The organism is Variovorax sp. 770b2 (genome assembly GCF_900115685.1).
Taxonomy (GTDB): Bacteria; Pseudomonadota; Gammaproteobacteria; order Burkholderiales; family Burkholderiaceae_C; genus Variovorax.
The window spans coordinates 218,872-242,787 of record NZ_FOXJ01000007.1 but is presented as its reverse complement, the minus strand read 5'-3'; the positions used below and the strand labels follow the sequence as shown (position 1 = coordinate 242,787).

14 protein-coding genes are annotated in these 23,916 nt (G+C 63.1%); 6 read left to right on the top strand and 8 right to left on the bottom strand.

Annotated features, from left to right (window positions below; genetic code table 11):
- Positions 1-33: 33 nt before the first annotated feature.
- Positions 34-3,801: a glycosyltransferase gene (locus BM133_RS28875; RefSeq protein WP_093441766.1), complete on the bottom strand. Its 3,768-nt coding sequence runs from the start codon at positions 3,799-3,801 to the stop codon at positions 34-36.
- Positions 3,801-5,093, bottom strand: a complete 1,293-nt coding sequence (locus BM133_RS28870) for an FkbM family methyltransferase (RefSeq protein WP_093441763.1) — start codon at positions 5,091-5,093, stop codon at positions 3,801-3,803. Before BM133_RS28870 ends, BM133_RS28875 begins: the two co-directional genes overlap by 1 nt.
- A gap of 162 nt (positions 5,094-5,255) precedes the next feature.
- Between BM133_RS28870 and BM133_RS28865 the strand changes: the two genes are divergently transcribed.
- On the top strand, positions 5,256-7,415 hold the full coding sequence (locus tag BM133_RS28865; protein WP_093441761.1) for a glycosyltransferase family 4 protein: 2,160 nt from the start codon (positions 5,256-5,258) through the stop codon (positions 7,413-7,415).
- 6 nt (positions 7,416-7,421) lie between these two features.
- Here the strand turns inward: BM133_RS28865 and BM133_RS28860 are convergent, their stop codons facing one another.
- The 3 genes from BM133_RS28860 to BM133_RS28850 are packed head-to-tail and all read right to left on the bottom strand — an operon-like array spanning position 7,422 to position 10,345.
- Positions 7,422-8,123 carry an ABC transporter ATP-binding protein gene (locus tag BM133_RS28860; protein ID WP_093441758.1) on the bottom strand — a complete coding sequence of 234 codons (702 nt, stop codon included), beginning with the start codon at positions 8,121-8,123 and terminating at the stop codon, positions 7,422-7,424.
- A gap of 3 nt (positions 8,124-8,126) precedes the next feature.
- On the bottom strand, positions 8,127-8,930 hold the full coding sequence (locus tag BM133_RS28855; RefSeq protein ID WP_093441756.1) for an ABC transporter permease: 804 nt from the start codon (positions 8,928-8,930) through the stop codon (positions 8,127-8,129).
- Positions 8,927-10,345, bottom strand: coding sequence for a mannose-1-phosphate guanylyltransferase/mannose-6-phosphate isomerase (locus tag BM133_RS28850; RefSeq protein WP_093441753.1), 1,419 nt, complete (start codon positions 10,343-10,345; stop codon positions 8,927-8,929). Before BM133_RS28850 ends, BM133_RS28855 begins: the two co-directional genes overlap by 4 nt.
- 485 nt (positions 10,346-10,830) lie before the next feature.
- Between BM133_RS28850 and BM133_RS28845 the strand changes: the two genes are divergently transcribed.
- The 3 genes from BM133_RS28845 to BM133_RS28835 are packed head-to-tail and all read left to right on the top strand — an operon-like array spanning position 10,831 to position 14,370.
- Entirely contained in the window at positions 10,831-12,288 is a 1,458-nt protein-coding gene (locus BM133_RS28845; RefSeq protein ID WP_177224966.1) for a glycosyltransferase family 2 protein, read from the top strand.
- On the top strand, positions 12,285-13,289 hold the full coding sequence (locus BM133_RS28840) for a glycosyltransferase family 2 protein (RefSeq protein ID WP_093441748.1): 1,005 nt from the start codon (positions 12,285-12,287) through the stop codon (positions 13,287-13,289). Before BM133_RS28845 ends, BM133_RS28840 begins: the two co-directional genes overlap by 4 nt.
- A gap of 28 nt (positions 13,290-13,317) precedes the next feature.
- Positions 13,318-14,370: a glycosyltransferase family 2 protein gene (locus tag BM133_RS28835; RefSeq protein WP_093441745.1), complete on the top strand. Its 1,053-nt coding sequence runs from the start codon at positions 13,318-13,320 to the stop codon at positions 14,368-14,370.
- On the opposite strand, the gene BM133_RS28830 is transcribed toward BM133_RS28835, so the two are convergent.
- Both BM133_RS28830 and BM133_RS28825 read right to left on the bottom strand, forming a co-directional pair.
- Positions 14,367-16,415 (bottom strand): acyltransferase family protein, encoded by a 2,049-nt coding sequence (locus BM133_RS28830; RefSeq protein ID WP_093441743.1) that lies wholly within the window; start codon positions 16,413-16,415, stop codon positions 14,367-14,369. The two genes, BM133_RS28835 and BM133_RS28830, sit on opposite strands and share 4 nt — an antisense overlap.
- A gap of 66 nt (positions 16,416-16,481) precedes the next feature.
- Positions 16,482-17,252, bottom strand: coding sequence for a glycosyltransferase family 2 protein (locus BM133_RS28825; protein WP_093441740.1), 771 nt, complete (start codon positions 17,250-17,252; stop codon positions 16,482-16,484).
- Between the two features lie 45 nt (positions 17,253-17,297).
- On the opposite strand from BM133_RS28825, the gene BM133_RS28820 reads away from it, so the two are divergent.
- Positions 17,298-18,395 carry a glycosyltransferase family 4 protein gene (locus BM133_RS28820; protein WP_093441738.1) on the top strand — a complete coding sequence of 366 codons (1,098 nt, stop codon included), beginning with the start codon at positions 17,298-17,300 and terminating at the stop codon, positions 18,393-18,395.
- 56 nt (positions 18,396-18,451) lie between these two features.
- Positions 18,452-19,345, top strand: coding sequence for an acetylglutamate kinase (gene argB / locus BM133_RS28815; RefSeq protein ID WP_093441736.1), 894 nt, complete (start codon positions 18,452-18,454; stop codon positions 19,343-19,345).
- Between the two features lie 127 nt (positions 19,346-19,472).
- Here the strand turns inward: argB and BM133_RS28810 are convergent, their stop codons facing one another.
- Positions 19,473-23,876, bottom strand: coding sequence for a glycosyltransferase (locus BM133_RS28810; RefSeq protein ID WP_093441733.1), 4,404 nt, complete (start codon positions 23,874-23,876; stop codon positions 19,473-19,475).
- Positions 23,877-23,916 lie beyond the last annotated feature (40 nt).

Sequence of the window (23,916 nt, the reverse complement as noted above, 5' to 3'; positions counted from 1 at the left end):
CCTTGGCGGCATCCCTCGATTCTCACCCGATGGCTACTGAACGCGATGTGCGGGTGGGTGCAAGGCGTTTTGCGGATCCGGTCGGGAGAAAAGCGCCGCCTTGAATTGCTCCGCGCTCTGCTGCCATGTCAGGTGAGGCATTGTCTCCGAGCGGGGATGTTGCTCCTTTTCGAAGAGTGCGAGCCATTGCGTGAGGGCTGCGGCCAAGTCCCCGCCCTTCATGCCATCGAAGTAAAACGCGTGATCGCCAGCCACTTCTCTGAAGACAGGCAGGTCGCGCGTCACGATGGGAAGCTTGTGGGTCGCGGCCTCGATCAACGGGAGGCCGAAACCCTCGCCCTCGGAAGGCAGCAGCAGGCAGGCACAGGACTTGTAGAGCCGCGCAAGGTATTCATCGCTCACTCCTTCAAGCCAGAAAAGCCGCTTGCCTTTCTGCCGATGATGTCGCAGCCGATCGACAATTTCGTCGACCATCCATCCGACCCTGCCCACGATGACCAGGTTGGCATGGATGCCGTCGCGCCAAAGCTGCTCGAACGCGTCCAGTGTTTGCGCATATCCCTTGCGGGGTTCGATGGTGCCGACCATGAGGAAGCTTGGCGCCGACGCGAGCATCGACAGGGTTTGCTCGGCAGCGGGCGGCAAACCGCGGGTCTGCGACGAATAGGAAATATCGGCGCCCGGATGAAAGGCCCGTATTTCCAGTCCTGCTGCGAGTCGTTCGGGGGCATTGGTGGCGACCCATGTGGTGAATTCATTTGCCACCGAATTCGAAATGGCGAGGACGCCATTGCCCTGGGCCGCAACTTCCAGCCAGCGCTCATGCAGCGCCTTCGCAGCTGGAAAGAACCTGTGCCCGAGCAGAACTGGCAGCAAGTCGTAAACGACGAACTCGATGCGAACACCTTTCTGCCTGAGAGTGCGATAGAAGTCAGCCTGCTCGCAAACGACATGCGGCTGCAAATCGAGGCCGACAAAGACATCGCCGTCGCGCGCATCGATCGGTGCATCGTCGAGTCCCTGCACGGGGCAGCCGAGAAAGCCCAATGAGAATTTGCGCGCATAGTTATACCCAGGCTCGCCCTTCACGGCATAAACCGGCTCAACACGAAAGCCGGCAGGAGGACTGTCGAAGAGCGAACGAAGCAGTGACCGCACCAGCCGCTGGATACCGCTTTGCGAGTCGCCATGAACCAGCTCTGAAACGTCGACAAGAAGCTGATGTTTGGCTGCAGGCATCGGTAATGCGTCCGCAATGCTTCGTGCTGCCTCGACCAGGCTGGATTCGGACAGCAAGCCGTCTTTTCCGATCGAACTGATCAATCCGGTGCGCGTGCGTTCAGCGCTTGACGCGAACGATTCGATCGCCTGGGCATACTGCCTCGCGCAATCGTGCGGTGCGTGCGTCGTGCCAATCAGCTGCCTGCCCTTTTCGCCGAGCGCGCGTGCAACGAGCGGCGACTGGCGCAGATCATTCAATGCCGTAATGAGCGCTTCATCGCTGAACTCGTCGGGCAGCATGACCACCGCGTCGGCGGGCAGGTAGGCCATCGACCCGTTGGCATTGACCACGGTGGCAACGCCACGTCCCAGCGCGTCCAGTACTGCAGCAGAGGTTTCTCCGCGCGACAGGCTGCGCAACTGGACGGCGACGTCGGCCGCACTTAGATAACGTTTGAATGTCTCGGTATCTACCCAGCCGGAAATGCTGACCTTCGCATCTTTTCCCCTGGCGGCAATGGCCTTTTCCAACTGAACGCCATAGCTTCCCTTTTCGTTTTCTCCGACAAACACAAGCCTGCACCGCGGATCTGTGGCCAATGACGATTGGCTCCAGGCATCCAGTAGACGGTGGTTCAGTTTCGTGGGGCCGAGCAGCCCGAATGCGCAAACAAGAAACTCATCCGCATCCAGTCCCAATTCCTTGCGTGCCCGGATTCTTGCTTCATCGATCGATTCCGGCATGGTGCGCAACAACGGGATCAGCGCCCAGTTGTCGGTGCTTGCGCTGCCGAACCATTGCTTGGCAAGTTCGAGCGAGTGCGGCGAATGAACGATGACACCCGACGCAAGCCGCAGGACATTGAAGTTGCATGGATACTTGAACATCACGTCCGCCGTGTCCAACGCCTGCGCTCGCTCGGCGACGGCGCAATAGCCGTGGGATTCATACAGCGCGCGGGTCAATACAAACGCCTCGCCTTTCACGAGCTCCCTGTATGCCTGAATGCCGCTGAGGTAAAAGTCATGGAGCACGACAGTCCCCGGAATTTCTTCCAGCAGCGAAAACATATGCTGGTGAAATTCGGAGTTGCCGAAGTGATATAGAACCCTGTCGAAAGACGAGGCGTTGTCTCGAAACCACTCGACGCTGCGCAGCTCGAACGTGGCGTTCATCTCCTGCGCGTCGACAGCCTTCAGGTCGGTGATGAGTTCGATGTCGTAGAACTTGGCCAGCTCCGGCAGCAGTTCGGCGCTGTAGGTCGCAATGCCGCTGCGTTCGGGGGGCAACGGGGACACGTAGGCCAGACGAGGGCGTTGTGCGGCAGTGGGCGTTGCCGGCGTGCGGACGGGGGCCGCGGCTGTCGATTCGTGCAATTCCTCGAAAGCCCGCAGCGCCCGCCGTGCCGATTCGTCCCATGAAAATTTCTTGCTTTGTTGTGCGCCATGCTCGATCAGCGCGAGTCGAAAAGCGTCGTCGCTCAATACCTGCGACATCTTTGCGGCAATGGCCTTGTCGTCGCGCGGATCGAACATCGCGTCCTCGCACCCGATGACTTCAGGCAGGCTGGATGTATTGGCTCCGATGACGGGGGCGCCACACATCATGGCCTCCAGCGCCGGCAGGCCGAAACCCTCATGCCAGGACGGAAAGACGAACAGTGCGCACAGGTTGTACAGGTCGACCAGGTCTTGCTCCGGAACGAAGCCGGTGATCGCCACGTCGCCGTCGGCCAAACCGTGTCGTCGCGCGAGCGCGAGCAATTCCGCCCGGTCTTCGGGCCGAGCCGAGCAGACAATGGCCAACTGCCGCCCGGAGCGCAATCCAGGTGGGAGCAGCGCGAACGCCCTGATGAGGCCATCGATGTTCTTGCGATGGTCGATGCCGCCGGTATACATCACGAATGGCTTGTGCAGTTGGTATTGTGTGCGCAGCGCTTGCTCGCGTTCAGGCAATACGTTGAGCTTGCGGAAATGGTCGCCGGCAGCCGTCGAGACATTGACACAGCGTGCCGGATCCAAGCCGAGGTGGATAAGGCCCTCTTGTCTGGACGACTCCGAGATCGCGAGCCAGAGGCTGGCCTTGCGCATCGACGCTATCTTGTCCATGTACCAGTCGCGTACGACCGGATTGTCGAGATAAGGATGGGGATTGATCAGCGGAATGAGGTCATACAGGGTGACTGCGGTGGGCATGGGCGCGAACCTGCCTACGCTGGTAACCGTCGCGTCACCCAGCCCTTCGAAGAGGCTCGACACATGTACGGCGTCGGGCGCGAGGCTCGCCAGGAATGCCTCATAGAGCATTTCATCCGCGCGCACCTCGCCCCGGGAGCGGGTTGCGGAGCCTGACTGCGCGGCGGGCGACCAGACCTTGATTTGCGCCGGATCGACCAGTCCTTTGAACGCCGCGCTGAAATCGTCCACTGCGTCGGGAAAACGCCCGTTCAGCGCAAGCAGGATTTCATGATTTCCAGCCTGTCGTGCCATCGATTGCGCGATAGACAGGCTGTAGCGTCCAATACCGCGATGCCTGCTGCCAGTGGATTGGGCACCTTGAAGGTCAATGACGATTCGCATCAGGCACGTTCCGATCGGTGCTGGCTTTGAAGGAGTTGCCTGTACACCAAATTGGCGTCTGGAGACATGGGCAGAAGGCTATTCATGGAGTCTTTGGATGAAGGGTCCTGTTGCGGGGCCAGCATCGTCCGCAGACGCCGCCTCAAGGGCGGTGCGCGATCCAATACAAATACAGCCGCGCGCTTTAGCGTCGGGTGCCGCCCGACCGCGATGGCCGCGATACGAAGCACTGTCTTGATGCGCCGCTTGATCCCACTGGTGATGCGGCCGTCTGCAATGGCTGTTGCCAATCGTCGAAGCGGCGTGTTCGCCGCAAGCAGCGCTCTGGCTTCTGCATGGATCGCGCGATCGTTCGCGTGATTCGCGAATGCTTCAGCCGCGACGGCGCGCGCTTCAGCCTCGACGGCGCGCAATACCGCTTGACTGGTACGGCTCTTTTCTTCTTCAAGGCGGGCTCGTGCGTTGCTTTCTGCCTGAGTCATTTCGGCGCGCGCGTCAGCCAGTGCGGCATCCATTTGTGCTGCATCGGCCTGTCGTTCCACACGATGGCTGGAAATCAGGCCGCCACACCACGCGCTGGAGGACAAGCCACTGAGCCGCGCGCCGTCGAAGACGTTGGGAGGTATCCGAAGTGCTGGAGCCAACTCTGCATGTTCGACGGCGATGTAGAAACGATTCAGACCGTCGAAGTACACGAATTCGTAGCCTGCATCGACGAGAATTTTGTCGGCGCCTTCGTACCGCAGTTCCGTCGACATCGGGACGGTGGCTTCGATCAAGATGATCCAAGGGCGCAATACCTTGCTGTCCCAACCTCGAAGCACGTCCTCCTCGAAACCCTCCACGTCGATTTTGAGCCAGTGCACCTGTTGCCCGGCCAGCGACGCCAAGGCAATGCTCATTGGTAGCATGGGAGTTGGAACGGTCTGGTGCGCAAATCCATGCTGTTCCTCAATGATCTTCGCATAAGCCTTCACGCCGGTGCTGAGGCCGGTCTCGGGGATCACATGGAGTTCGAGAATTCCCGCTCGATCCGCGAGTGCGAGCTGCAGCACCTCCTCGTCAGGCCTGTCTTGCCTCAGTAGTTGGGCGTAGTGCGGCACAGGTTCAACGTGGATTCCGCGCCATCCTTGTTCGTAGAAGGCCTTGCTGACGGAGTCCACCACGGGATGCTGGGCACCGATGTCGACATAAACACCTGCAGGCACGTGCTTCAACGCCCGCCAAAGCATGACGTCCTCGAAATTTTGCGCGTACGAAGTGAACGCCTTGGGGCTGTTTTCTTGAGTCATGTGTGACTTGCGGCTGTGCCGACGGTCCTCCTAAGAAAGCACGTTTTCGCGCATATGTCGCATTTTACGAGGTGGGATGAAGGATTCTTGGCATGATGGCGCCACTCGAATAAGCCCCACAAATAATGAAGTTACGTTTGCCGACAAAAGTGTCTATCTGTGATGAAAGGGCTTGATTCACTCCGCCGTGCGGCGCGCAGGGTTCCGAAGGCTGCGTTCTGGCTGCTCACACCCTGGCGCACTCGCGAGCGGCTGCAATTTTTGCGCGATAGGGCCGTTCGCGAAGAAAAGACTCAGGCATTGGCGCACCTTGTCGAGCAGGAGCGCTCACGGCTGGAGGCCCTCCTGCACGGAGGGAGCGAGGCTTTCATTCCTGCGCTCGACCTGTACGACGTCACCGATGTCCTCCAGGCGGCGGCCCTGCCTGTGGAGCAGGTTTTGTGGCCGCAGACCGATACGAGCGACATCAAGGACCGAAAGACCGCAGCGCGTTTCCTCATGGACACGCTTCGCCGGCGGAAGGATCTTCGTAATCGTTTTCCCATAGCGCTCTCCGCAACGGAAGCGGACGGATTCGTCGATTGGTTGCGCAGTGCCGACGGGGGCCGGGATCTGGGGCTGGCGCCCGAAGGTGCCCAGCATCTGGTTTCACTTTTTTCCGACGACTTTGCCGCGCGAGCCAGGCAATTCTTTCTGACCAGCGAGGAGATCCGGGCTGTTTTGCCTCACGGCTTGCTGCCGTCAGGCAGGCGCAGCCTGTTCCGGTGGTTCCTGCAGCACGGGCGGGAAGCCGGCGACCTGGCGCTGGAGGAAGTCTGGTGGTTGTTCATGCAGTCGGCGGAGAACCCGCATGCCGAGCTGGTGCGGGCCTTTCTGTTTACGCCGGACTGGCAGCGGCGCTTCCCGGACGCACTGACCGTTTTCGGGTGGTCCCGTTTCTCGGGCTGGATCGACAAGACGTATGGTGCCGAGGAGGCCCTGTCCGGTTCGAGCGCGCCTTTCGGATTTCTAGAGCCGGCGCTGCAAATCCGTATCGGTTATTGGGCGCATGCGGCTTGGCAGAACGCGCATCCCGAGGCATTGTCGAATGCTGTTGCTGCACGAGCCCTGATCGACTGGCTCGCTGCCAGTGAAGAGGCTCGAATCGAACCAGAGGCGCGCAAGTGGTGCAGCGGGCTGAACGTCGGACCGCTCATTCCCGATTTGCTGAATGCGGGAGTCAATGTCATTGGACATTTTTGCTATCCCTCGGGGCTGCGTGTCTCCGTGGAGGCCATGGCCGAGGCGATGGAGTTGGCGGGCATCCGAACTTCACTGCGCGACGTTCGAACGGACACGCGGGACGATCCACACCATGCCCGCTTCGACGGCCAGGAGGTGGGTGACATCACCATCATTCATGCGCAGCCCGAACCTTTTTTCAAAGAAGTCTACGCAAGAGCAGATCTGGCAGAGCGTGTGCCGCGCACTTACCGCATTGCCTATTGGTACTGGGAGTTCGACTCGATACCGGAGACTTGGTGCGAGCACGCCGAACAGGTCGACGAGGTCTGGACAGCGACGGAGTTCATCGCGCGCGGCTTGCGCGAGCGTTTGTCCATTCCCGTGCGAACGCTCTTTCCCGGCGTGACCCTCGGGCCGTTCCAGATCCGCGACCGCGCATATTTCAACTTGGCAGCAGACCGATTTACCTTCCTGTTCACCTTTCACATGATGAGCGTGATGGAGCGTAAAAATCCGCTGGGTCTCATACGAGCATTCAAGATGGCATTTCGCGGCGACGAGCCCGTCACGCTGGTGCTGAAGACGTCGTTCGGAGATCGGCATCCCGAGCAGTTCCGGGAGCTGTGCGAGGCGGCGGCCAGTGTTCCTGCCATCACCATCATCGACAAGGTTTTCAGTTCCGATGAAGTGCTGTCGCTCATGGACGCGTGCGATGCATACGTCTCGCTCCATCGCAGCGAAGGACTCGGTTTGACCATGGCCGAGGCGATGCTGATGGGCAAGCCCGTGATCGCAACGGGCTTCTCGGGCAACATGGACTTCATGACGGAAGACAACAGTCTTCTCGTGCCCTACGAACGAGTGAAGGTGGGCCGTCCTATTCCTCCGTACGACGCCGACCTGGAGTGGGCAGAGCCTTCGATCGAGCACGCCGCGCAGTTTCTGCGCCGCCTCTATGAAGATCCCCAATGGGCTCGAGAAGTCGGTGCCCGCGGCAAGTTGAGTGCGGAAGTCAATTTGTCGCTCGCCGTCTCAGGGCGAAGAATTGGTGCCCGCCTTGCAGAAATCGAAGCGCTGCTGCGAAGCGCGCCGAACTGAGGCAGCCTATCGCTCGACGATCCGCCCGTGCTCCAGGTGGATCACGCGATTGCATTCCTTGGCAATCAACTCCGGCGAGTGAGAGGCGAGCACCAGGATGCCGGACTTCGCCACCACATCCCGCATGCGTTTCTCGGCCTTTTCCGTGAACTCGGCATCCCCCACTGACAGCCATTCATCCATGAGGAGGATGTCGGCCTCGACGCTGGTCGAGATCGAGAATGCCAGCCGCATCATCATGCCGGTCGAATAGGTGCGTACCGGCATGTTGACGTATTCGCCCAGTCCGCTGAACTCGCAGATTTCAGGCGTGAGCTGGTCGATCTGCTTCTTGCTCATGCCCATCACGAGTCCGCGCAGCATGATGTTCTCGACGCCTGTGGCGTCCATTTCGATGCCGAGCGAGGGATCGATCAGGCTGGCGACCGTGCCCTGGCGAGCGAATTCACCCGAAGAGGGTTCATAGACACCGGCCAGCGTACGCAGCAGTGTCGACTTGCCGGCGCCGTTGTGGCCCACCAGGCCAAGTCGGTCGCCGCTCTTGAGCTCGATGTTGATGCCGCTGAGCGCCTGCACTACCGTGACGCCGGTTTCCTTGCCGAAGCGCCCACCGGTGACAGAAGCCGCGAGGGTCTTCTTGAGTGATGCAGCGCCTGCCCCATAAATCGGAAAGTTGACGGCTACGTTTTTAAGTGAAATGAATGCCATGGGTCAGAGCCAGTAGACGACGCGGCGACGGTATTTGGCGAACAGCAAGGCCGCAGCAGCAAGGCAGAGCACTGTCCATACACCAATCCCGATCCAACTGTGGATGTGTGCCACACCGCCCATCAGGGGTGTACGCAGCAGGTCGAGCATCTGTGCGAAGGGGTTCCAGAGCACGTACTTGGCGCGACTCGGAAGATTTTCCGGCAGCCAGAACACTGGCGTGAGGAACATCAGCATCTGCATCACGCTGGTCACGATCTGGGTCACGTCGCGATAGCGCGTGCAGATCAGGCCAAGCAGAAGCCCCAATGCGTGCGCGTTGACGATCAGGATCGCGAACGCCGGCAAGATCAACAGCACCGACCAGGAAAGCGAGATGCCTGCCCAAATGGCCACGGGGATGTACAGCACGATCTGGTGGCCGAACTGAATCAGATTGCGCGCAAGGCTGCGCCAGACGAACAGGCTGATCGGGAAGTAGCCCTGTTTCAGATAGTTCGAAGATCCGACAAAGGCGTTGCACGAGTCGGTCACCACACTGGAGAAGAAGCCCCAGAAGATGACGCCGAGTGCCAGATGTGGAAAGAACCTGGAGAGCTCGCTGCCGAACAGCGAGGCGTACAGCGGCCCCATGCCACCGATCATGACGCCCATGCTCAACGTGAGCCACAGCGGCCCGAGCATCGAACGCCGGTAGCGCAGCACGATGTCGAACCAGGCCAGGGTCCACCAGATGTCGGTACGGCGGGTGCCTTCCCACCAGTCGACCACGGCGCTTCGATGGAGGTTGGAGTGGACTTGGCTCATGCGCGTCCGTAGGTGTCTGCCAGGCGGACGATGTCGTCTTCGCCCAGGTAGCCGCCGCACTGGACTTCGATGAGCACCAGTTCTTCTTCGCCGATATTGGTCAAGCGGTGTTTCTCTTTCAGTGGGATGTACCGGTACTGGCCCGGTAGGGTGACGTGTTCGAGGTCGCCGATCTGCACGATGCCGCGCCCCTGCACGACAACCCAATGCTCGGCGCGCTGGTGGTGATATTGCAGGGAAAGCGATTCTCCCGGTTTCACCGTGATGCGTTTGACTTTGTACCCATCTTCTTCCTTGAGCGAAGCATAGGTGCCCCACGGGCGGTGAACGACGGCGGGCAGATGCACGGTTTCGTGCTTGCGGGCTTTCAGCGTGTCGACGACCCGCTTCACTTCCTGAGCGCTGCTCTTGTGGGCCACGAGCAGCGCATCGGGTGTGTCGACGATCACCAGATCATGCACCCCCAATGTGGCAACCAGCTTGGGGCCATGGCTGTCGACCTGTACGTGGGTGCCCGTGGTATCGATGGCGACCACATCCGAGGGCATGGTGTTGCCGCTTGCGTCGGGCGTGTGTGCCTTGGCGACCGCGGGCCAAGAACCCACATCGCTCCAGCTGAACTTGGCCGGCACCACGTAGACGTTGTCCGCCGGCTCCATGACCGCGTAGTCAATGCTGATGTCCGGCTGAAGGCCGAAGGCATGCAGATCGAACTGAATGGTGTTGCCGGTGGCTTGCGAGGACTTCAACGCATGGCGTGCCGCGGCCAGCAACTCCGGTGTGTATTTTTCGAATGCCGCGACGATCGCATCGGCCGTAAAGCAGAACATGCCGCTGTTCCAGTAGTAGCGGCCGGTTGCCAGATATTCCTGGGCGGTCTGGAGGTCCGGTTTTTCGACGAAACGCTTCGCCGGCTGGTTGTCGCGCGAAACCTTGGCCACCTCGATATAGCCGAAACCGGTGTCCGGTCCAGTCGGGCTGATGCCGAAAACCACCAATCCACCTTGCGCGGCAAGCCTGAATGCCTGGCTCGCACTGGCTACGAACGCTTCGACGTCGGGCACAAGATGGTCGGCCGACAGCACCAGCATGACCGTGTCGCCGCCGAATTGCTGAATGCATTGCAGCGCGGCAAGGGCGATGGCCGGGCCGGTGTTGCGGCCCTTCGGCTCCAGAAGCAGGGTGGCTTCCGGCGGGTCGCTCATTTGTCGCAGCACGTCCTTTGTAAGAAAAAGATGGTCCTTGTTGGTGACGATCATCAGATCGCCGGTGCCACAGGCCTGGCCTCGCTCGATGGCCTGCTGCAGCAAGGAAGAGCCCCCCAATTTCATGAAGGGCTTGGGGAACGCCTGGCGCGATGCGGGCCAAAGCCGGGAACCTGCCCCCCCCGAGAGCACAACTGAAAGGACGCGCATATTTTTATAGGGTGTGAAGAAGGGGATAATTTTACCGGCCCCGATTCGGGGCGCCGTAACCAGTGGAAGCTGCTATTTCGTGATTTTTAGCAATGTTCAGTAAGCCAACGCTGCCGGTCGCGCAGTCACTTCTTCGGCGACGCCGGCCCGAAATTGCTTCGAGCCATGCGCAGCTGCAGCGGCAAATCGGCTTGCTGGAAGTGCGGGCGAGGGCGCTCGAAGAGCAAGTCCGGTCCATGCAGCAATCTACCAGTTGGCGCCTGACTGCCCCCCTGCGCTGGGCCAGCGGGCATTTTCAGCGCGTTGCGCGCGGCCTGCCGCCCGCAGTTCCCGTCCATCGAGGAAGTTATGCCGACTGGGTGGCGCGCTACGACAACCCCGGGAGCAGCGCGAACCACGAAAGCCGGCGCGCGGAGATGTCCGCGTGGCCCGCGCGCCCCCGCTTCCTGGTGTTGACCGGTGCTGCCGGCGCAAATGCAGCGTCGTTGCAACAAACGACCCGGTCCCTGGAGGCCCAGGTCTACGCGGAGTGGACGCTCCAGGCAGGCTTCCCGGCCGGCCCCGTGGATGCAGCAGACTGGATCGTCTGGCTCGAGCCGGGCTGCACGCTGCCTGCCCACGCACTCTTCACGATCGCCAAGGAGATCCTCGCGCATCCCGGGGTCCGCATGCTGTATGCCGACACGGACGCGATCGACGCCGCGGGCCAGCGCAGCGACCCGTGCTTCAAGCCCGACTGGAACCCGGACCTCTTCCTCTCCCGCAATCTCTTCGCTCCGATGGGCGTGATACAGCGCAGCCTGTTCGACGCGGCCGGAGGCCTGGATGCGGCCGCCGGGGACGCCCAGGGTCTGGACCTGGCATTGCGCTGCGTGGAACGTGTTCGGGCCGATCAGATCCGCCACATCCCGCGCATCCTCAGCCATGCGGGCCACGCCAGCACACGGCACGCAGCAGCCGGCGCCGCCGACGTGCAGGCGCTCGAGCGGCACTTCCAGCGCACCGGCACCGCGGCCACCGCCGAGGCCACGCCCCAGGGGCTTCGCACGCACCATGCGCTGCCCGACGCGCCACCTTTCGTCTCGCTCGTCATCCCGACCCGCAACGGCGCGCACCTGGTCCGCCAGTGCATCGAGAGCATCGTCCTGGAAACCGCCTACCCGAACTACGAGATCCTGCTGGTCGACAACGGTTCGGACGATCCCGAGGCGCTGGCGTACTTCGCCGCGCTCGATGCGCAGCCGGGCATCACCGTGATTCGCGACGACCGTCCTTTCAACTACTCGGCGCTGAACAACGCGGCCGTGGCGCAGGCGCGCGGAGAGATCGTCGGCCTGCTCAACAACGACATCGAAGTCATCTCGCCCGACTGGCTCCGCGAGATGGTCTCGCTCGCGCTGCAACCGGGCGTGGGCGCGGTCGGTGCGAAGCTGCTCTACCCCGACATGACCATCCAGCACGGCGGCGTCGTGCTGGGCGTCGGCGGCATGGCGGGACACGCGCACAAGCACCTGCCGTCGACCGCCGCGGGGCATGGCGGCCGTGCGCAACTGGTGCAGAACTTTTCCGCGGTCACCGCCGCCTGCCTGGTCGTGCGCAAGTCGCTCTACGAAGAGGTCGGGGGGCTGGATGAAGCGCAGCTCGGCGTGGCCTACAACGACGTCGATTTCTGCCTGCGCCTGCGCGAAGCCGGCTACCGCAACGTGTGGACGCCGTACGCCGAACTGCTGCACCACGAGTCGGCAAGCCGCGGCCTGGACGTGGCGGCCGAATCGCGCGACCGGCTGGCGCGCGAGTCCGCGTTCATGCAAGGCCGTTGGGCAGAACTCATCGCCCACGACCCCGCCTACAACCCCAATCTCACGCTCGACACCGAAGACTTCGACCTGGCCTGGCCGCCGCGCGACCCTCGCAGCGGCGGCGCCCCGGCAACCCATCCATGAACGCTCCCCGTCCCCTCGAAGTTTCCGTCGCGCTCTGCACCTACAACGGCGCCCGGTTCCTCCGCGAGCAGGTGCGCAGCATCTGCCTGCAGACCCGGCCGCCGGTCGAGATCGTGCTGTCCGACGACGCCTCGCGCGACGGCTCGGTCCAGGTGGTGCGTGCCGCCGTGGCCGAATGCGCGGCCGAGCGCCCGGGCCCGCCGATCGCCTTGCGCGTCTTCGAGAACCCGGTCGCCTTGCGCGTCGTCAAGAATTTCGAGCAGGCCATCAGCGCCTGCACCAGCGAGCTGATCGCGCTCAGCGACCAGGACGACGTGTGGATGCCCGACCGGCTCGAGAAAATGGTGGCTCGTTTCGAGCAGGACGCCAACCTGCTGCTGCTGCACACCGATGCGCGCCTGGTCGACGCCGAACGCCGCGACCTGAACCAGACGCTGTTCCATGCGCTGGAGGTCACGCCTTCCGAGCTCGCGCGGGTGCATGCCGGCAACGCCTTCGAGGTGCTGCTGCGGCGCAACCTCGTGACCGGCGCGACCACGGTCTTTCGCCGCGCGCTGCTGGCCGATGCGTTGCCGCTGCCGGTCGAGTGGGTGCACGACGAATGGCTGGGCATCGTCGCCTCGACGACGGCGCGGGTCGACCTGCTGGAGCAGCCCCTCATCGAATACCGCCAGCACGAGTCCAACCAGATCGGCGCGCGGCGCGACACCTTTGCGGAAAAGGTGCGCAAGGCGCTGGCCTCCCGGGGCAACACGCACGTCGAGCGGGCGGTCAAGGCCGGGCTGCTGCTCGCGCGGCTCGTGCAGCTGGGCGACCGGGTGCCGCCCGAGATCCTTGCCAAGGTGCGCAGCAAGATCGAGCACCAGCGCTTTCGCGCCGCCTTGCCCGCGTCGCGGCTCGCGCGCATCGGGCCGATCGCCCGCGAAGCCCTGACCGGCCGCTACGACAGGTTCGGCCGCGGCGTGCGCGGCGTGGTCCGCGACCTTTTCGAATCTGTGTAGGCTTCGCCCCCAAAGAACCATGAATCCAATGAACGCCTCCCCAGATTCCACCATCGCAGCGCAGCCGACCGCCTGGCCGAGCGTCGTGGTGATCATCCCGTTCTACAACGGCGCCGACTTCATCGAGCGTTCGGTCAAGAGCGTCTTCGAGCAATCGGTGCCCGCAGCCGAGGTGATCGTGGTCAACGACGGCTCGCGCCCCGAGGAGCGCGCCGCGCTCGACGGGCTGGCCGCGCGCTACCCGTTTCGCATCATCGACCAGGAAAACGGCGGCCAGGGGTCGGCCCGCAACGCTGGCGTGAAGGCCTCGACCTCGGACTTCATCTGCTTTCTCGACCAGGACGACTTCTACCTGCCCAACCACATCGAGACACTGGCCGCCTCCATCCCGCCCGGCGACCGGCTGTTCGGCTACGTCTACGCCGACCTGTACGAGGCGGACGCGGACGGCAACGTGATCCGCACCGGCGTGATCAAGGAGCACGCGACGCACCCCAAGCGCAACATCAACGACCTGCTGCGCAACGACATGTTCGTGCTGCCATCGGCCGCGCTGGTGAGCCGCAAGGCCTTCGAGGCGGTGGACGGGTTCGATTCGCAGTTCATGGGCTTCGAGGACGACGACCTGTTCCTGCGCATCTTCCGCAAGGGCTTCAGCAACTACTTCGTGGACAAGGCCGTCACCGTCTGGTGCATCCACACGGCGAGCACGTCGTTCGGCATCCGGATGATCCGCAGCCGCTTCAAGTACTTCAAGAAGCTCACCCGGATGTTCCCCGACGAGCACCTGCGCGGGCGCTACTACTTCCGCGATTGCCTGGTGCCCCGGTTCCAGCCGTACTTCGTCAACCACGCGATCGAGTCGATCAAGAACGACGACCAGTACCGCGAGGAGATGAGCGCGATCCTCAACGAGTACGGCGCCATGGTGCTGGCCAACCCGTATGTGGGGCGCAAGAAGAAGCTGCGCCTGCGGATCACGCTGTTCCTGCTCAACCACTGCCCGCCGGGCGTGGTGCGCCTGGTCGGCGCCATCACGCGCCTGCCGGGCATCCGAAGCCTGCGGCGCCTGTACGCCTAGCGAGCAGGGGCCGGCGCTGCCGCTGCTGGCTGCCTGGGCGTGGTCATCGCGGCGTCGATGTAGGTGGCGAACTTGCGCACGTACTGCGCGCGCAGGTGCCCGGCGTCCTTGTAGATCGGCGTTGCATCCGCATCCGCCCGCGTGCACCAGTCCTTCTCGCACAGTGTCGGAATCGGGTCGATCACGATGGCGCCGCTGCGCTTTGCGATCTGGCGCATGCGCTCGTGCAGGGCCTTCTGTTCCGGCACCCAGGGCGCGGTCGGCGACATGCGTCCGACGGTCATGTTGCCCAAGCGGCCGCCCTTCACGAACTCCTCGGGGCCGAAGCCTTCGCCGACCGGGTTGTCCAGCAGCAGGTAGACCTGCTTGTGCTTGGAGAGCGCCGTCATGACCGTCTCGAGGGTGTTGAGCGCGAAGTCCGCGCCGCCGCCGCCCATGAAGCGGCGTTTGTTCTTGCCGTCCAGGTAGTAGTAGCGGTCCGCCGCGGCGTTGTCGGCGGTGGGCTTGTCGGTCTCCGAGAAGTAGCAGTTCCAGCAGCCGCCGAAGACCACCGCATCGAACTTGTCGCTCACCGCCAGGCGCATGCCGCCGTCGCGGCGTTCCGCGCAGAGGTTGTTCTGCTCGTCGACCACGTTGGGAATCGGCGGGCAGGCGCCCCAGGTCACGAAGGAGAGCGAATCGAGCGTGTCGGGCGCGGTCTTGCTCAGTTCCACCGCACGCGGGCCGTACTGTTCGATGTGGCTGTCGCCGAAGAACAGCACGCGGCGCTTGCCGTGGCCGATCTGCTGCAGCACCTCGCCGTCGACCTTGATCGGGCTCAGGCCATCCGGATAGCCCCAGTCCTTGGCCGCGGCCGCCGTCTTGTTGAAGTACGGGTCGCTGTGGCGCCCGACGTAGTAGCCCGAGGTGGCCAGCAGGCCGAGCACGACGAAACCCACCATCGCGGCGACGAGGCCCGAGGTCACCGTGGGGTTCTCGGTCTTGCGCGTGTGGCGTTCGACGAAACGGTAGGTCAGCCACGCCAGCACGAAGGCGGCGACCAGCATCAGCGCCCGGATGCCGTCGGAGGGCAGCTTGCCTTCCAGGATGCGCGCGTACGCCAGCAGCGGCCAGTGCCACAGGTACAGCGGATAGCTGATGAGCCCGACCCACACCATCGGCCTGGATGCGAGCACGTAGCGGTTCAGCACGCCGGTCGGTCCGGCGGCGATGCAGAAGAAGGCGCCCAGCGTCGGCAGGATCGCCCAGAAACCCGGGAAGGCCTTGCCGCCGCGGATCGTGCACAGGCCCAGAACGATCAGCGCCAGCCCGGCGATGGACTGCGCATGGCGTCCCCAGCCCGGCTTGGGCAGCGGCCGGTGCAGCCGCATGTACGCGAGCATGCCACCGATCATCAGCTCCCAGAAGCGCGAGAGCGGCGAATAGAACGCGGCCTCGCGGTGGCTGTGGATGGTCGTCACGTTCAGCAGGAACGACGCCGCCGCCACGATGCCCACCACCCAGAGCACGCGCCACTTGCGCTTCCAGGCCAGGCCCAGCAGCACGGGCCAGAAGATGTAGAACTGCTCCTCGATGGCCAGCGACCACAGGTGCAGGAGCGGCTTGGTCTCGGCCGCGTTGTCGAAGTAGCCGGCCTCGCTCCAGAACGCGAAGTTCGAGACGAACCCGGCGCCCGATGCCACGTGCTTGCCCAATTGCTCCCATTCGTTGGGCAGGAGCGAGTACCAGCCGAAGGCCAGCGTGGCCGCCAGCACCAGCGCCAGCGCCGGGAAGATCCGCTTCACGCGCCGGGCATAGAACTCGCGGTAGCTGAAGCCCTCGCCCTCGAAGCTGGCCAGGATGATCGTGGTGATCAGGAAGCCCGAGATGACGAAGAAGATGTCCACGCCGATGAAGCCGCCCTTGATCCACTGCGGGAACGCGTGGTAACCCAGGACCGAGAGCACCGCCACGGCGCGCAGCCCGTCGATGTCCGGGCGGTATTTGGGGTGAACCAGGTGGGCGTGTTCGTTGTGGAACGTCGGGCTCGTCGTTGTCGTCGTCATCGTCTGTGTGAAGGCGCGCTTGCTTTTTTCGTTCCCGATTGTCCTCGCAAACGCTTTTCGCCCTCTTCAGGGGCGGGGTGGCTGCATCCGCCGGTAGCGCCAGAAGGCGCCCGAGAGCCACACCTTCAGCAGGCTGGTGACGTGCCAGTACAGATAGCGCTTGCTGCGGTGGCTCGCGCGCTGGGCGTCGTGCCGCGCGAGCAGGTCTTCGCCGACCTGCAGCTTCCAGCCGGCCAGGCGGGTGCGGGCGCAGATGTCGAAATCTTCCCCGTACATGAAGAAGCGCTCGTCGAAACCGCCGACCTGGCGGTAGGCATCGCTGCGGAACAGCATGAACAGGCCCGGAATCCACGCGGGCACGGCGGGCCGTACATAGCCCGGCTTATTGCGCCCGAGGATCTCCAGGGGTGTGAGCAGCGCCCGGTGCGGCTCGGGCGCGGGCTTGCCGGGCTCCAGGATGCGCGGTGTCATGAGGCCCGCGTCAGGTGCGGCCTGCAAGATCAGCGGCGCGAGCACGTCGCTGTCCAGGCGGATGTCCGGATTGAGCACCAGGAACCACGGGCTCGCGCAACGCCTGAAGGCCTGGTTGTGATTGGCGCCGAAGCCCATGGGGCCCGCGTTCTCGATCCGCTCGACCTCGAAACCCCAGCCTTGCCCCGCCAGCACGTCGGGCTCCGGGATGTTCACCGTGAGCACGACCTTGGCAATCGACGCGCGGCTGTGCCGGTCCAACTGGTCGAGCAGCGGCTGCACCAGGGCAAGCTGGCCGTGGCTCACGATGGAAATGGTGATCGGGGGCAAAGGAGCGGAGGGGGCGGGGGAGGGGGGCGTTGGCATGGTCTAATTTCGCTCGGGAATTCTAGGGTTCCCCAACCCCCACACATGATTGCCCTGATCGTCATCAGTTTCTTCGTCGCTGCCTTCGCGGTCCAGCTCTTCATGCGCCGGGCGCGCAGGCACGCACGGCTTTACGGCGCCGACATGCCGCAGCGCTTCCACAAGGGCCATGTGCCGCGCCTGGGCGGTGCGGGCATCCTGCTGGGCATGGGGGCGGCCTGGCTGGCCGCCGGCATCACCGGCACCGATCCCTTCAACGTGTCGTGGCCGGTCAAGACCTCGATGCTGACGCTGCTGTGCATTGCGCCCGCGGTGCTGGGCGGCATCGTCGAGGACATGACGCAACAGGTGAAGGTGCGCTACCGGCTGGGCCTGACCATCGGCTCTGCCCTGCTGGTGTGCTGGCTGCTCGGCCTGGGCGTTTCGCGCACCGGCGTCCCGGTGGTCGACGGCTGGCTGGCCATGCTGCCGTATGCCACGGTGCTGTTCGCGGCGCTCGCCATCGGCGGACTGCCGCATGCCTTCAACATCATCGACGGCTACAACGGCCTGGCCGGCACGGTCGCGGTGCTGGTGTGCCTGGCGATCTCGCACGTGGCCCTTCAGGTGGGCGACCGGCAACTGGCGGCGATGGTGATCTGCCTGGTGGGGGCGACCTTCGGCTTTCTGGTCTGGAACTACCCGCGCGGCAAGATATTTGCCGGCGACGGCGGCGCCTACGTCTGGGGCATGGTGATCGCCGTGGCCTGCGTGACGCTGGTGCAGCGCCACCGCGTGGTCTCGCCGTGGTTCCCGATGCTGCTCCTGATCTACCCGGTGTGGGAGACGCTGTTTTCCATCTACCGCAAGCTCGCGCGCGGCCAGTCGCCCGGCACGGCCGATGCGCTGCACTTCCACCAGCTGATCTTTCGCCGCATCGTGCGCGTGGCGCTGGCGGACGACGAGGCGCGGCAGCTGCTGGCGCGCAACAACCGCACCTCGCCGTACCTCTGGATGTTCGCCGCACTCTCGGTGGTGCCCGCGGTGCTGTTCTGGAACAACACCATCGTGCTGGTGCTGTTCTGCCTGCTGTTCGTCACGACCTACGTGGGTGCCTACCTGATGATCGTGCGATTCAAGGTGCCCAGGTGGCTGCGCCCCTGACGACATCTTTCTTTGCGAGAATTTCCTTCGTCCTTCGCTTTGGAGCCTGACCGCCCATGACCGACCCCGTCCTGAACATCCCCCCGCGCGACAAGGCCGAGATCCTGGCCCAGGCGCTGCCGTACATCCGCAAGTTCCACGGCAAGACCATCGTCATCAAGTACGGCGGCAACGCCATGACCGACCCGGCCCTGCAGGCCGACTTCGCCGAAGACGTGGTGCTGCTCAAGCTGGTCGGCATGAACCCGGTGGTGGTGCACGGCGGCGGCCCGCAGATCGAGGCGGCGCTCAACCGCCTGGGCAAGAAGGGCAGTTTCATCCAGGGCATGCGTGTGACCGACGCCGAGACCATGGAAGTCGTCGAGTGGGTGCTGGCCGGCGAGGTGCAGCAGGACATCGTGGGCCTGATCAACCAGGCCGGCGGCAAGGCCGTGGGCCTGACCGGGCGCGACGGCGGCCTGATCCGCGCGCAGAAGCTCAAGCTGGCCGACCGCACCGACCCCAACGTGCACCACGACGTGGGCCAGGTCGGCGACATCGTCTCCATCGACCCGAGCGTGGTGAAGGCGCTGCAGGACGATGCGTTCATTCCCGTCGTGAGCCCGATCGGCTTCGGCGAGGAGAACGAGAGCTACAACATCAACGCCGACGTCGTCGCCGGCAAGCTGGCCACCGTGCTCAAGGCCGAGAAGCTCATGCTCCTGACCAACACGCCCGGCGTGCTCGACAAGAACGGCAAGCTGCTCACCAACCTGAGCGCGCGCGAAATCGACGACCTGTTCGCCGACGGCACCATCTCGGGCGGCATGCTGCCCAAGATCGAAGGCGCGCTCGATGCGGCCAAGAGCGGCGTCAACGCGGTGCACATCATCGATGGCCGCGTGCCGCACGCGATGCTGCTAGAGATCCTGACTGACCAGGCCTACGGGACGATGATCCGGGCCCGCTGAGCATCGATTCAGAGTTGGCGCGAACTCTCTTCGGATTGACGCGCCGGCCGTCTGTCATCGAGTCGAGTTTTCGCGCTGGAGCGCCCGCTGGCGAGCGCTCCGGTGTTCTTCAGCTTGGCGACCATGTCTATGCGGGCTTGCGTCCAGCGAACTCGAATCCGGCAGCACCGATCTCCTGCTCTGACTGGGGCAGTCTCTCGAAGTCACGCCAAAGCGGGTCTTCCCGCAACGAAGGGTCTCGCCAAAGATCAACGAGCTTCCCCGTGGGCGCTGCACGAAAGTCGTCTGCCACTTGGGTCGAGACGTGCGAGCGCAGTGCCTGTTCGCATTCCGACGCCAGCCAGCTGATCGAGTGGTTGGGATTGAAATTCTCCGACACATGCAGCCGCTCGGTTTCGAACTGTTGGAACCATTGGGCCAGTCCGTACCGGGTGCAATTGAAATAGTGCCAAGGCCGCTCGTGCAGCGGCTGCATGAAGGCCGTCCGAATCAGGATGCGGCCTCCCGGCTTCAAGACGCGGAAGAGTTCGGATGCGACCTTCTGCGGTTCGCGGTAATGTTCGAATGCGTTCATGACGATCACAGCGTCGAAAACTTCATCGTCGAACGGAAGAACGTGCGCGTCTGCTACGACGTCGGTGTGCCGAAAGAGGGCGTACTCGACTTCGACCACATTCGCGAACTTCTCGTGCGAGCCTCCGCCGCTCAGATTCAGCACCCATCCCGGGCTCTCCTTCACCAGCACCAGTGCCTCTGGAGGTAGTTCGTTGCTCACATGCTCCGAGGATTTGATTTCGGGCTCGCCCATGCCGTCGCAAAGCGCGACACGGCCATCGACGAGTGGCCAAGCGAGCCAGCCGTCCACGCTGACCAAGGCATTCCGCTTCGTGTCGAGGATCAGCTTGAGGTGGGTTCTGGGGCAGCGAAGGAGCGGCAGCAGCGTCTGAAGCCGAGATGGCGACGACTGGGTGCTCAGGTGAGTGCTCAGCGCCGCAGGCTTGCGGGCGAGTCGTTCATCGATCAAGGACACCCACGGGTGACGTTTCTTGAAGGTTTCAATCAAGCGCCGGTAGTTCTCCGGAACGGTGGTCTCCGATTTGAGCATCGACGCGGCGTGCACGCGATACTCCGCCAGCGTTTGAGGTTCCCAGTGACCACGCTGACCTTGCTCGGCGAGCCTGCACCAGAAGTCGTAGTCTTCCCATCCATGCCTGACGTGGTTGTATCCACCGACGATGGCCCAGGCTTCTTTCGAGACAAGCGCCATCGCATCGATGTAGTTCCCGGCGACGAACCGGTGTGCTTCGTACCGCGACGCGCCGATCGTTTCGCTCGATGCGCCGAAATGCTGGATGGTCGGGTAAATAAAAGCGACCTCCTCGGAGCGCATGGCACGCAGGAGCTCCTCGCAGCATCTCGGCAGCAACCGGTTGTCTGCGTCCAGGGGAAGCACATAAGGGCTGTCCGCCAGGTTGAAGCATGCGTTGCGCGTAAGCCCGAGGCCGTGGTTCGATCTGTTCCGGGCCACCACGAGGCGGTTGAAGCGCGGTGCATGCTGCCGAGCCCAGGCGAGCGCCGTTTCCAGCGAATCGTCGGTGGAACAATCGTCCACCACCACCAGATCGAGCACCGCCAACGATTGGGCCCGCACCGAGTCGAGCGTCTCGACAATGAACTGCTCGTAGTTGTACAGCGGAACGACCACCGAGACCTCGGCAGATGTGCTCGCCGGGTGCTCGAACAGGATATCAAGCGGCAGCAGCTCCGGGCGAGCGCTCGGCATTGAGCGAAGGTGGGCGTCAAGCGCGAAGGCACGTGCAGCCAGCGCTTCGCCTTGCAATTGATCGAGCACGCGCCCGAACTGGCTTGCGCGCTGCAGCGGCCCATATCCGGCCAGGGCACTGTGGTAGGCCGCCAGGGCGATCCTCTGCCGAAGCAGCTTGTCCGATACGAGGCTGGAGAGGTAATGGAACCAGTCGTCGGCGGTAGCGGCAAGAAATCCCGACACCCCGTGTTCGATCGCCCGCCTGAACGGTCCCGTTGGCGAGGCAATGGTCGGGACCTTGACCAGCGCGGCTTCGAAAAACTTCAATTCGCTCTTGGCTTCGCAAAACGGATTGCCGAATTCCAGCGGTGCGAGATTGATGTCGAAGCGTGCCATTTCCCTGGGCAGGCTGTCGAGCGTCTGGAAAGGGCGCCATTCGATACGGTCCTCGAGCCCCGTCATGACCGGATATTCGTCCACTTCGACCAATCGAGCTCCGCTGCTGGTCTGAAAAAGAACCAGGCGGCACATTTCATTGTCTCGAAGGACGCGCGCAATGGCTTCGATGGCAAGACCGAGGTCGCGTTGATGGGTCTTCGAACCACCTGCATAGCCGATGCGAATCAGATTGTCCGTTCGCGCGTCGCGCCATTGACTTGCGCTACTGCGAGACAGTTCGAGCGTGTGATTGTCGAAGCCGTTGAACAGGACATGCGTCGTCTTGCCGGACCATCGCATGTGATATGCGAGTTCCTGGGTGCTTGTGAAGCAGACGTCGGCGGCGAGCATGGATTTTCGAACGCTCTCAAACAACTCGCGTACGGCGTTCTGGGGATGCGCGTTCGAGCGGATGCCGTCAATGATCTTGGTGTCGGCCAGATCGGGATCGATCATGAGGTCGTCGATATCGAACACGATCTTCTTGCCCTGCTCGCGCATTCGCCGCACCGCCCCTTCCAGTCCGGGTGTCCAGGGCGTGCGCCAGAGAATCATCACGTCGTGCCGCGAGATCAGGTCGAAGTTCTGTTCGATCTGATCCAGCCGAACCCAGGTCGCGGGCACGCCGTTCATCCGTGCGGCGTCCAGGTAGCGGGCGATGCGGTAGGAGTGGCCGGGCGTGTCGGGCTCTCCGGATACATAGAAGATGGAGAAGGGGCGGCCTGGCAAGGCGAGTGTGGGCACCGCCTTTTCCACTTCGCGCAGTCCGGCGTGGCGGCCCTCCTGAGCACCGAAGTGCACGTAGTGCAAAAGGGGGTTCATCTTCGAAGCGGCTACGTCCTCGTAGTTGCGCAGGTACTGGGTACCGGAGAACCATGGGCCGGGCTCACGTCCCTCGAATGCGCCATGAAGCGCATAGTGTTGTGCGGGATCGATGCCCGAGGAGGCGACATCGGGATAAGTGCTCAAGTACCAGTCCCGGTCGAAATAGGGCGAGTACCGAACGGTCTCGATGGCCGCGACGTCGGTCTGCTTTCCTGCCAAACGGGCACCCCATCTGCGCAAGCGTCGTCGTACCTTTGCCTTGACGCTCAGGGATGCATCGCTCTGCTGGTTTGCGAAGCGCTTCATCAGTGCGGCAATCCGTCCCTCCTTCATCCTGATGATTTCTCTGAGCGTCGCGTCGTCGTGCTGCTGCATCCCGGCGTGTTCTTGCGCCGTTTTCAGGGCGGTGCGCACATTCTCCAGGTCGACCGACAATCGCGCACTGACGTCGCGCAGTTCGGCCACTCGCTGGGCTGCCTGCTCGTGCGCGAGGGCCGTCGCACGCGCAGAGGCTTCAGCTCGCGCTGTCTGGGCGCCTGCGTTGTCGATCTCTCGGTCGAGCGTTTGCATCCGGGCGGTTGTGCGGGCAACTTCCCCTGCTAGTTCCCTCGCCCTGGCCTCGGCCCGGACGCGAGCTTCGGTCTCCTGAGCACACGCAGCAACGGCTTGCGCAAGTTCCGCGCGAACCGGTTCTTGCTGCGCGCCGGCTTCATGGATGCGGCGGTTCAGCTCGGCCGAGCCCAGTTGCTCGCGGGTGGTGACGAACCACCGCGCCCCAAGATGCGAAAACCGATTCCGAACGGAATCAGCGCGCTCTGCTTCGAGATTGCAAAGATCGAGGATAGCTTCCGGCGCGTTCTTGCCGACTGCCAGCACGCCGAGGCCGTGTCCATGCAGGAATTCGAAGGACGGATATTTCTGGACCTGTTCGGCGAAGAAGCGAAAGACGCCGAAGTCGCCCGATCGCACGTTGGTGTCGTGGAAAAGCACGACAGCCTTGTCCGAAAGTTTGGGAAGCCATGTGTCGAAATCGTGCTTGACGGCCTCAAAGGTGTGAAAGCCATCGATGTGCAATACATCTATCGATCCGTCTGCGAAATACGGCAGCGCGTCGTCGAACGTGGACCTTAGCAACTCCGAAAAAGCGCTGAAGTGCTTGTCATGAAAGTCGCGAAGCTCGTAGTAAATCTGCGAATCGAATTTCCCGGCGTGCTCGTCGCCAACCCAGGTGTCCACCGCGTAGCAACGCGTTGCTGACTTGAGGCGCGCAACCGCTTCGCAGAAGGCTGCGTACGACACGCCGTTGTGGGTGCCAAGCTCCACCAGCAAGCCGGGCTTGCAAGCCGAAATGATCCAGAACGCAAACGGTGTGTGGGTCCACCATGCGCTGGCCTTGCCCAGAAGTTGCGGTGTCCAGAAGAGCGGGTCCAGTACGGGCTCCGTCAGAGCCTGGAGGGATTTTTCAAGATTGGACGTCGAGGGGGGAGAGATATGTTTACTCATCGTTCTTGCGCCGAACGGCGCCGAGCTCTGTTGCCTGTGA

Bases quoted from the DNA above. Each gene is read 5' to 3' on its own strand.
- BM133_RS28875 (WP_093441766.1), bottom strand. From the start codon at position 3,801: ATGCGAATCGTCATTGACCTTCAAGGTGCCCAATCCACTGGCAGCAGG.
- BM133_RS28870 (WP_093441763.1), bottom strand. From the start codon at position 5,093: ATGACTCAAGAAAACAGCCCCAAGGCGTTCACTTCGTACGCGCAAAAT.
- BM133_RS28865 (WP_093441761.1), top strand. From the start codon at position 5,256: ATGAAAGGGCTTGATTCACTCCGCCGTGCGGCGCGCAGGGTTCCGAAG.
- BM133_RS28860 (WP_093441758.1), bottom strand. From the start codon at position 8,123: ATGGCATTCATTTCACTTAAAAACGTAGCCGTCAACTTTCCGATTTAT.
- BM133_RS28855 (WP_093441756.1), bottom strand. From the start codon at position 8,930: ATGAGCCAAGTCCACTCCAACCTCCATCGAAGCGCCGTGGTCGACTGG.
- BM133_RS28850 (WP_093441753.1), bottom strand. From the start codon at position 10,345: ATGCGCGTCCTTTCAGTTGTGCTCTCGGGGGGGGCAGGTTCCCGGCTT.
- BM133_RS28840 (WP_093441748.1), top strand. From the start codon at position 12,285: ATGAACGCTCCCCGTCCCCTCGAAGTTTCCGTCGCGCTCTGCACCTAC.
- BM133_RS28835 (WP_093441745.1), top strand. From the start codon at position 13,318: ATGAACGCCTCCCCAGATTCCACCATCGCAGCGCAGCCGACCGCCTGG.
- BM133_RS28830 (WP_093441743.1), bottom strand. From the start codon at position 16,415: ATGACGACGACAACGACGAGCCCGACGTTCCACAACGAACACGCCCAC.
- BM133_RS28825 (WP_093441740.1), bottom strand. From the start codon at position 17,252: ATGCCAACGCCCCCCTCCCCCGCCCCCTCCGCTCCTTTGCCCCCGATC.
- BM133_RS28820 (WP_093441738.1), top strand. From the start codon at position 17,298: ATGATTGCCCTGATCGTCATCAGTTTCTTCGTCGCTGCCTTCGCGGTC.
- argB (WP_093441736.1), top strand. From the start codon at position 18,452: ATGACCGACCCCGTCCTGAACATCCCCCCGCGCGACAAGGCCGAGATC.
- BM133_RS28810 (WP_093441733.1), bottom strand. From the start codon at position 23,876: ATGAGTAAACATATCTCTCCCCCCTCGACGTCCAATCTTGAAAAATCC.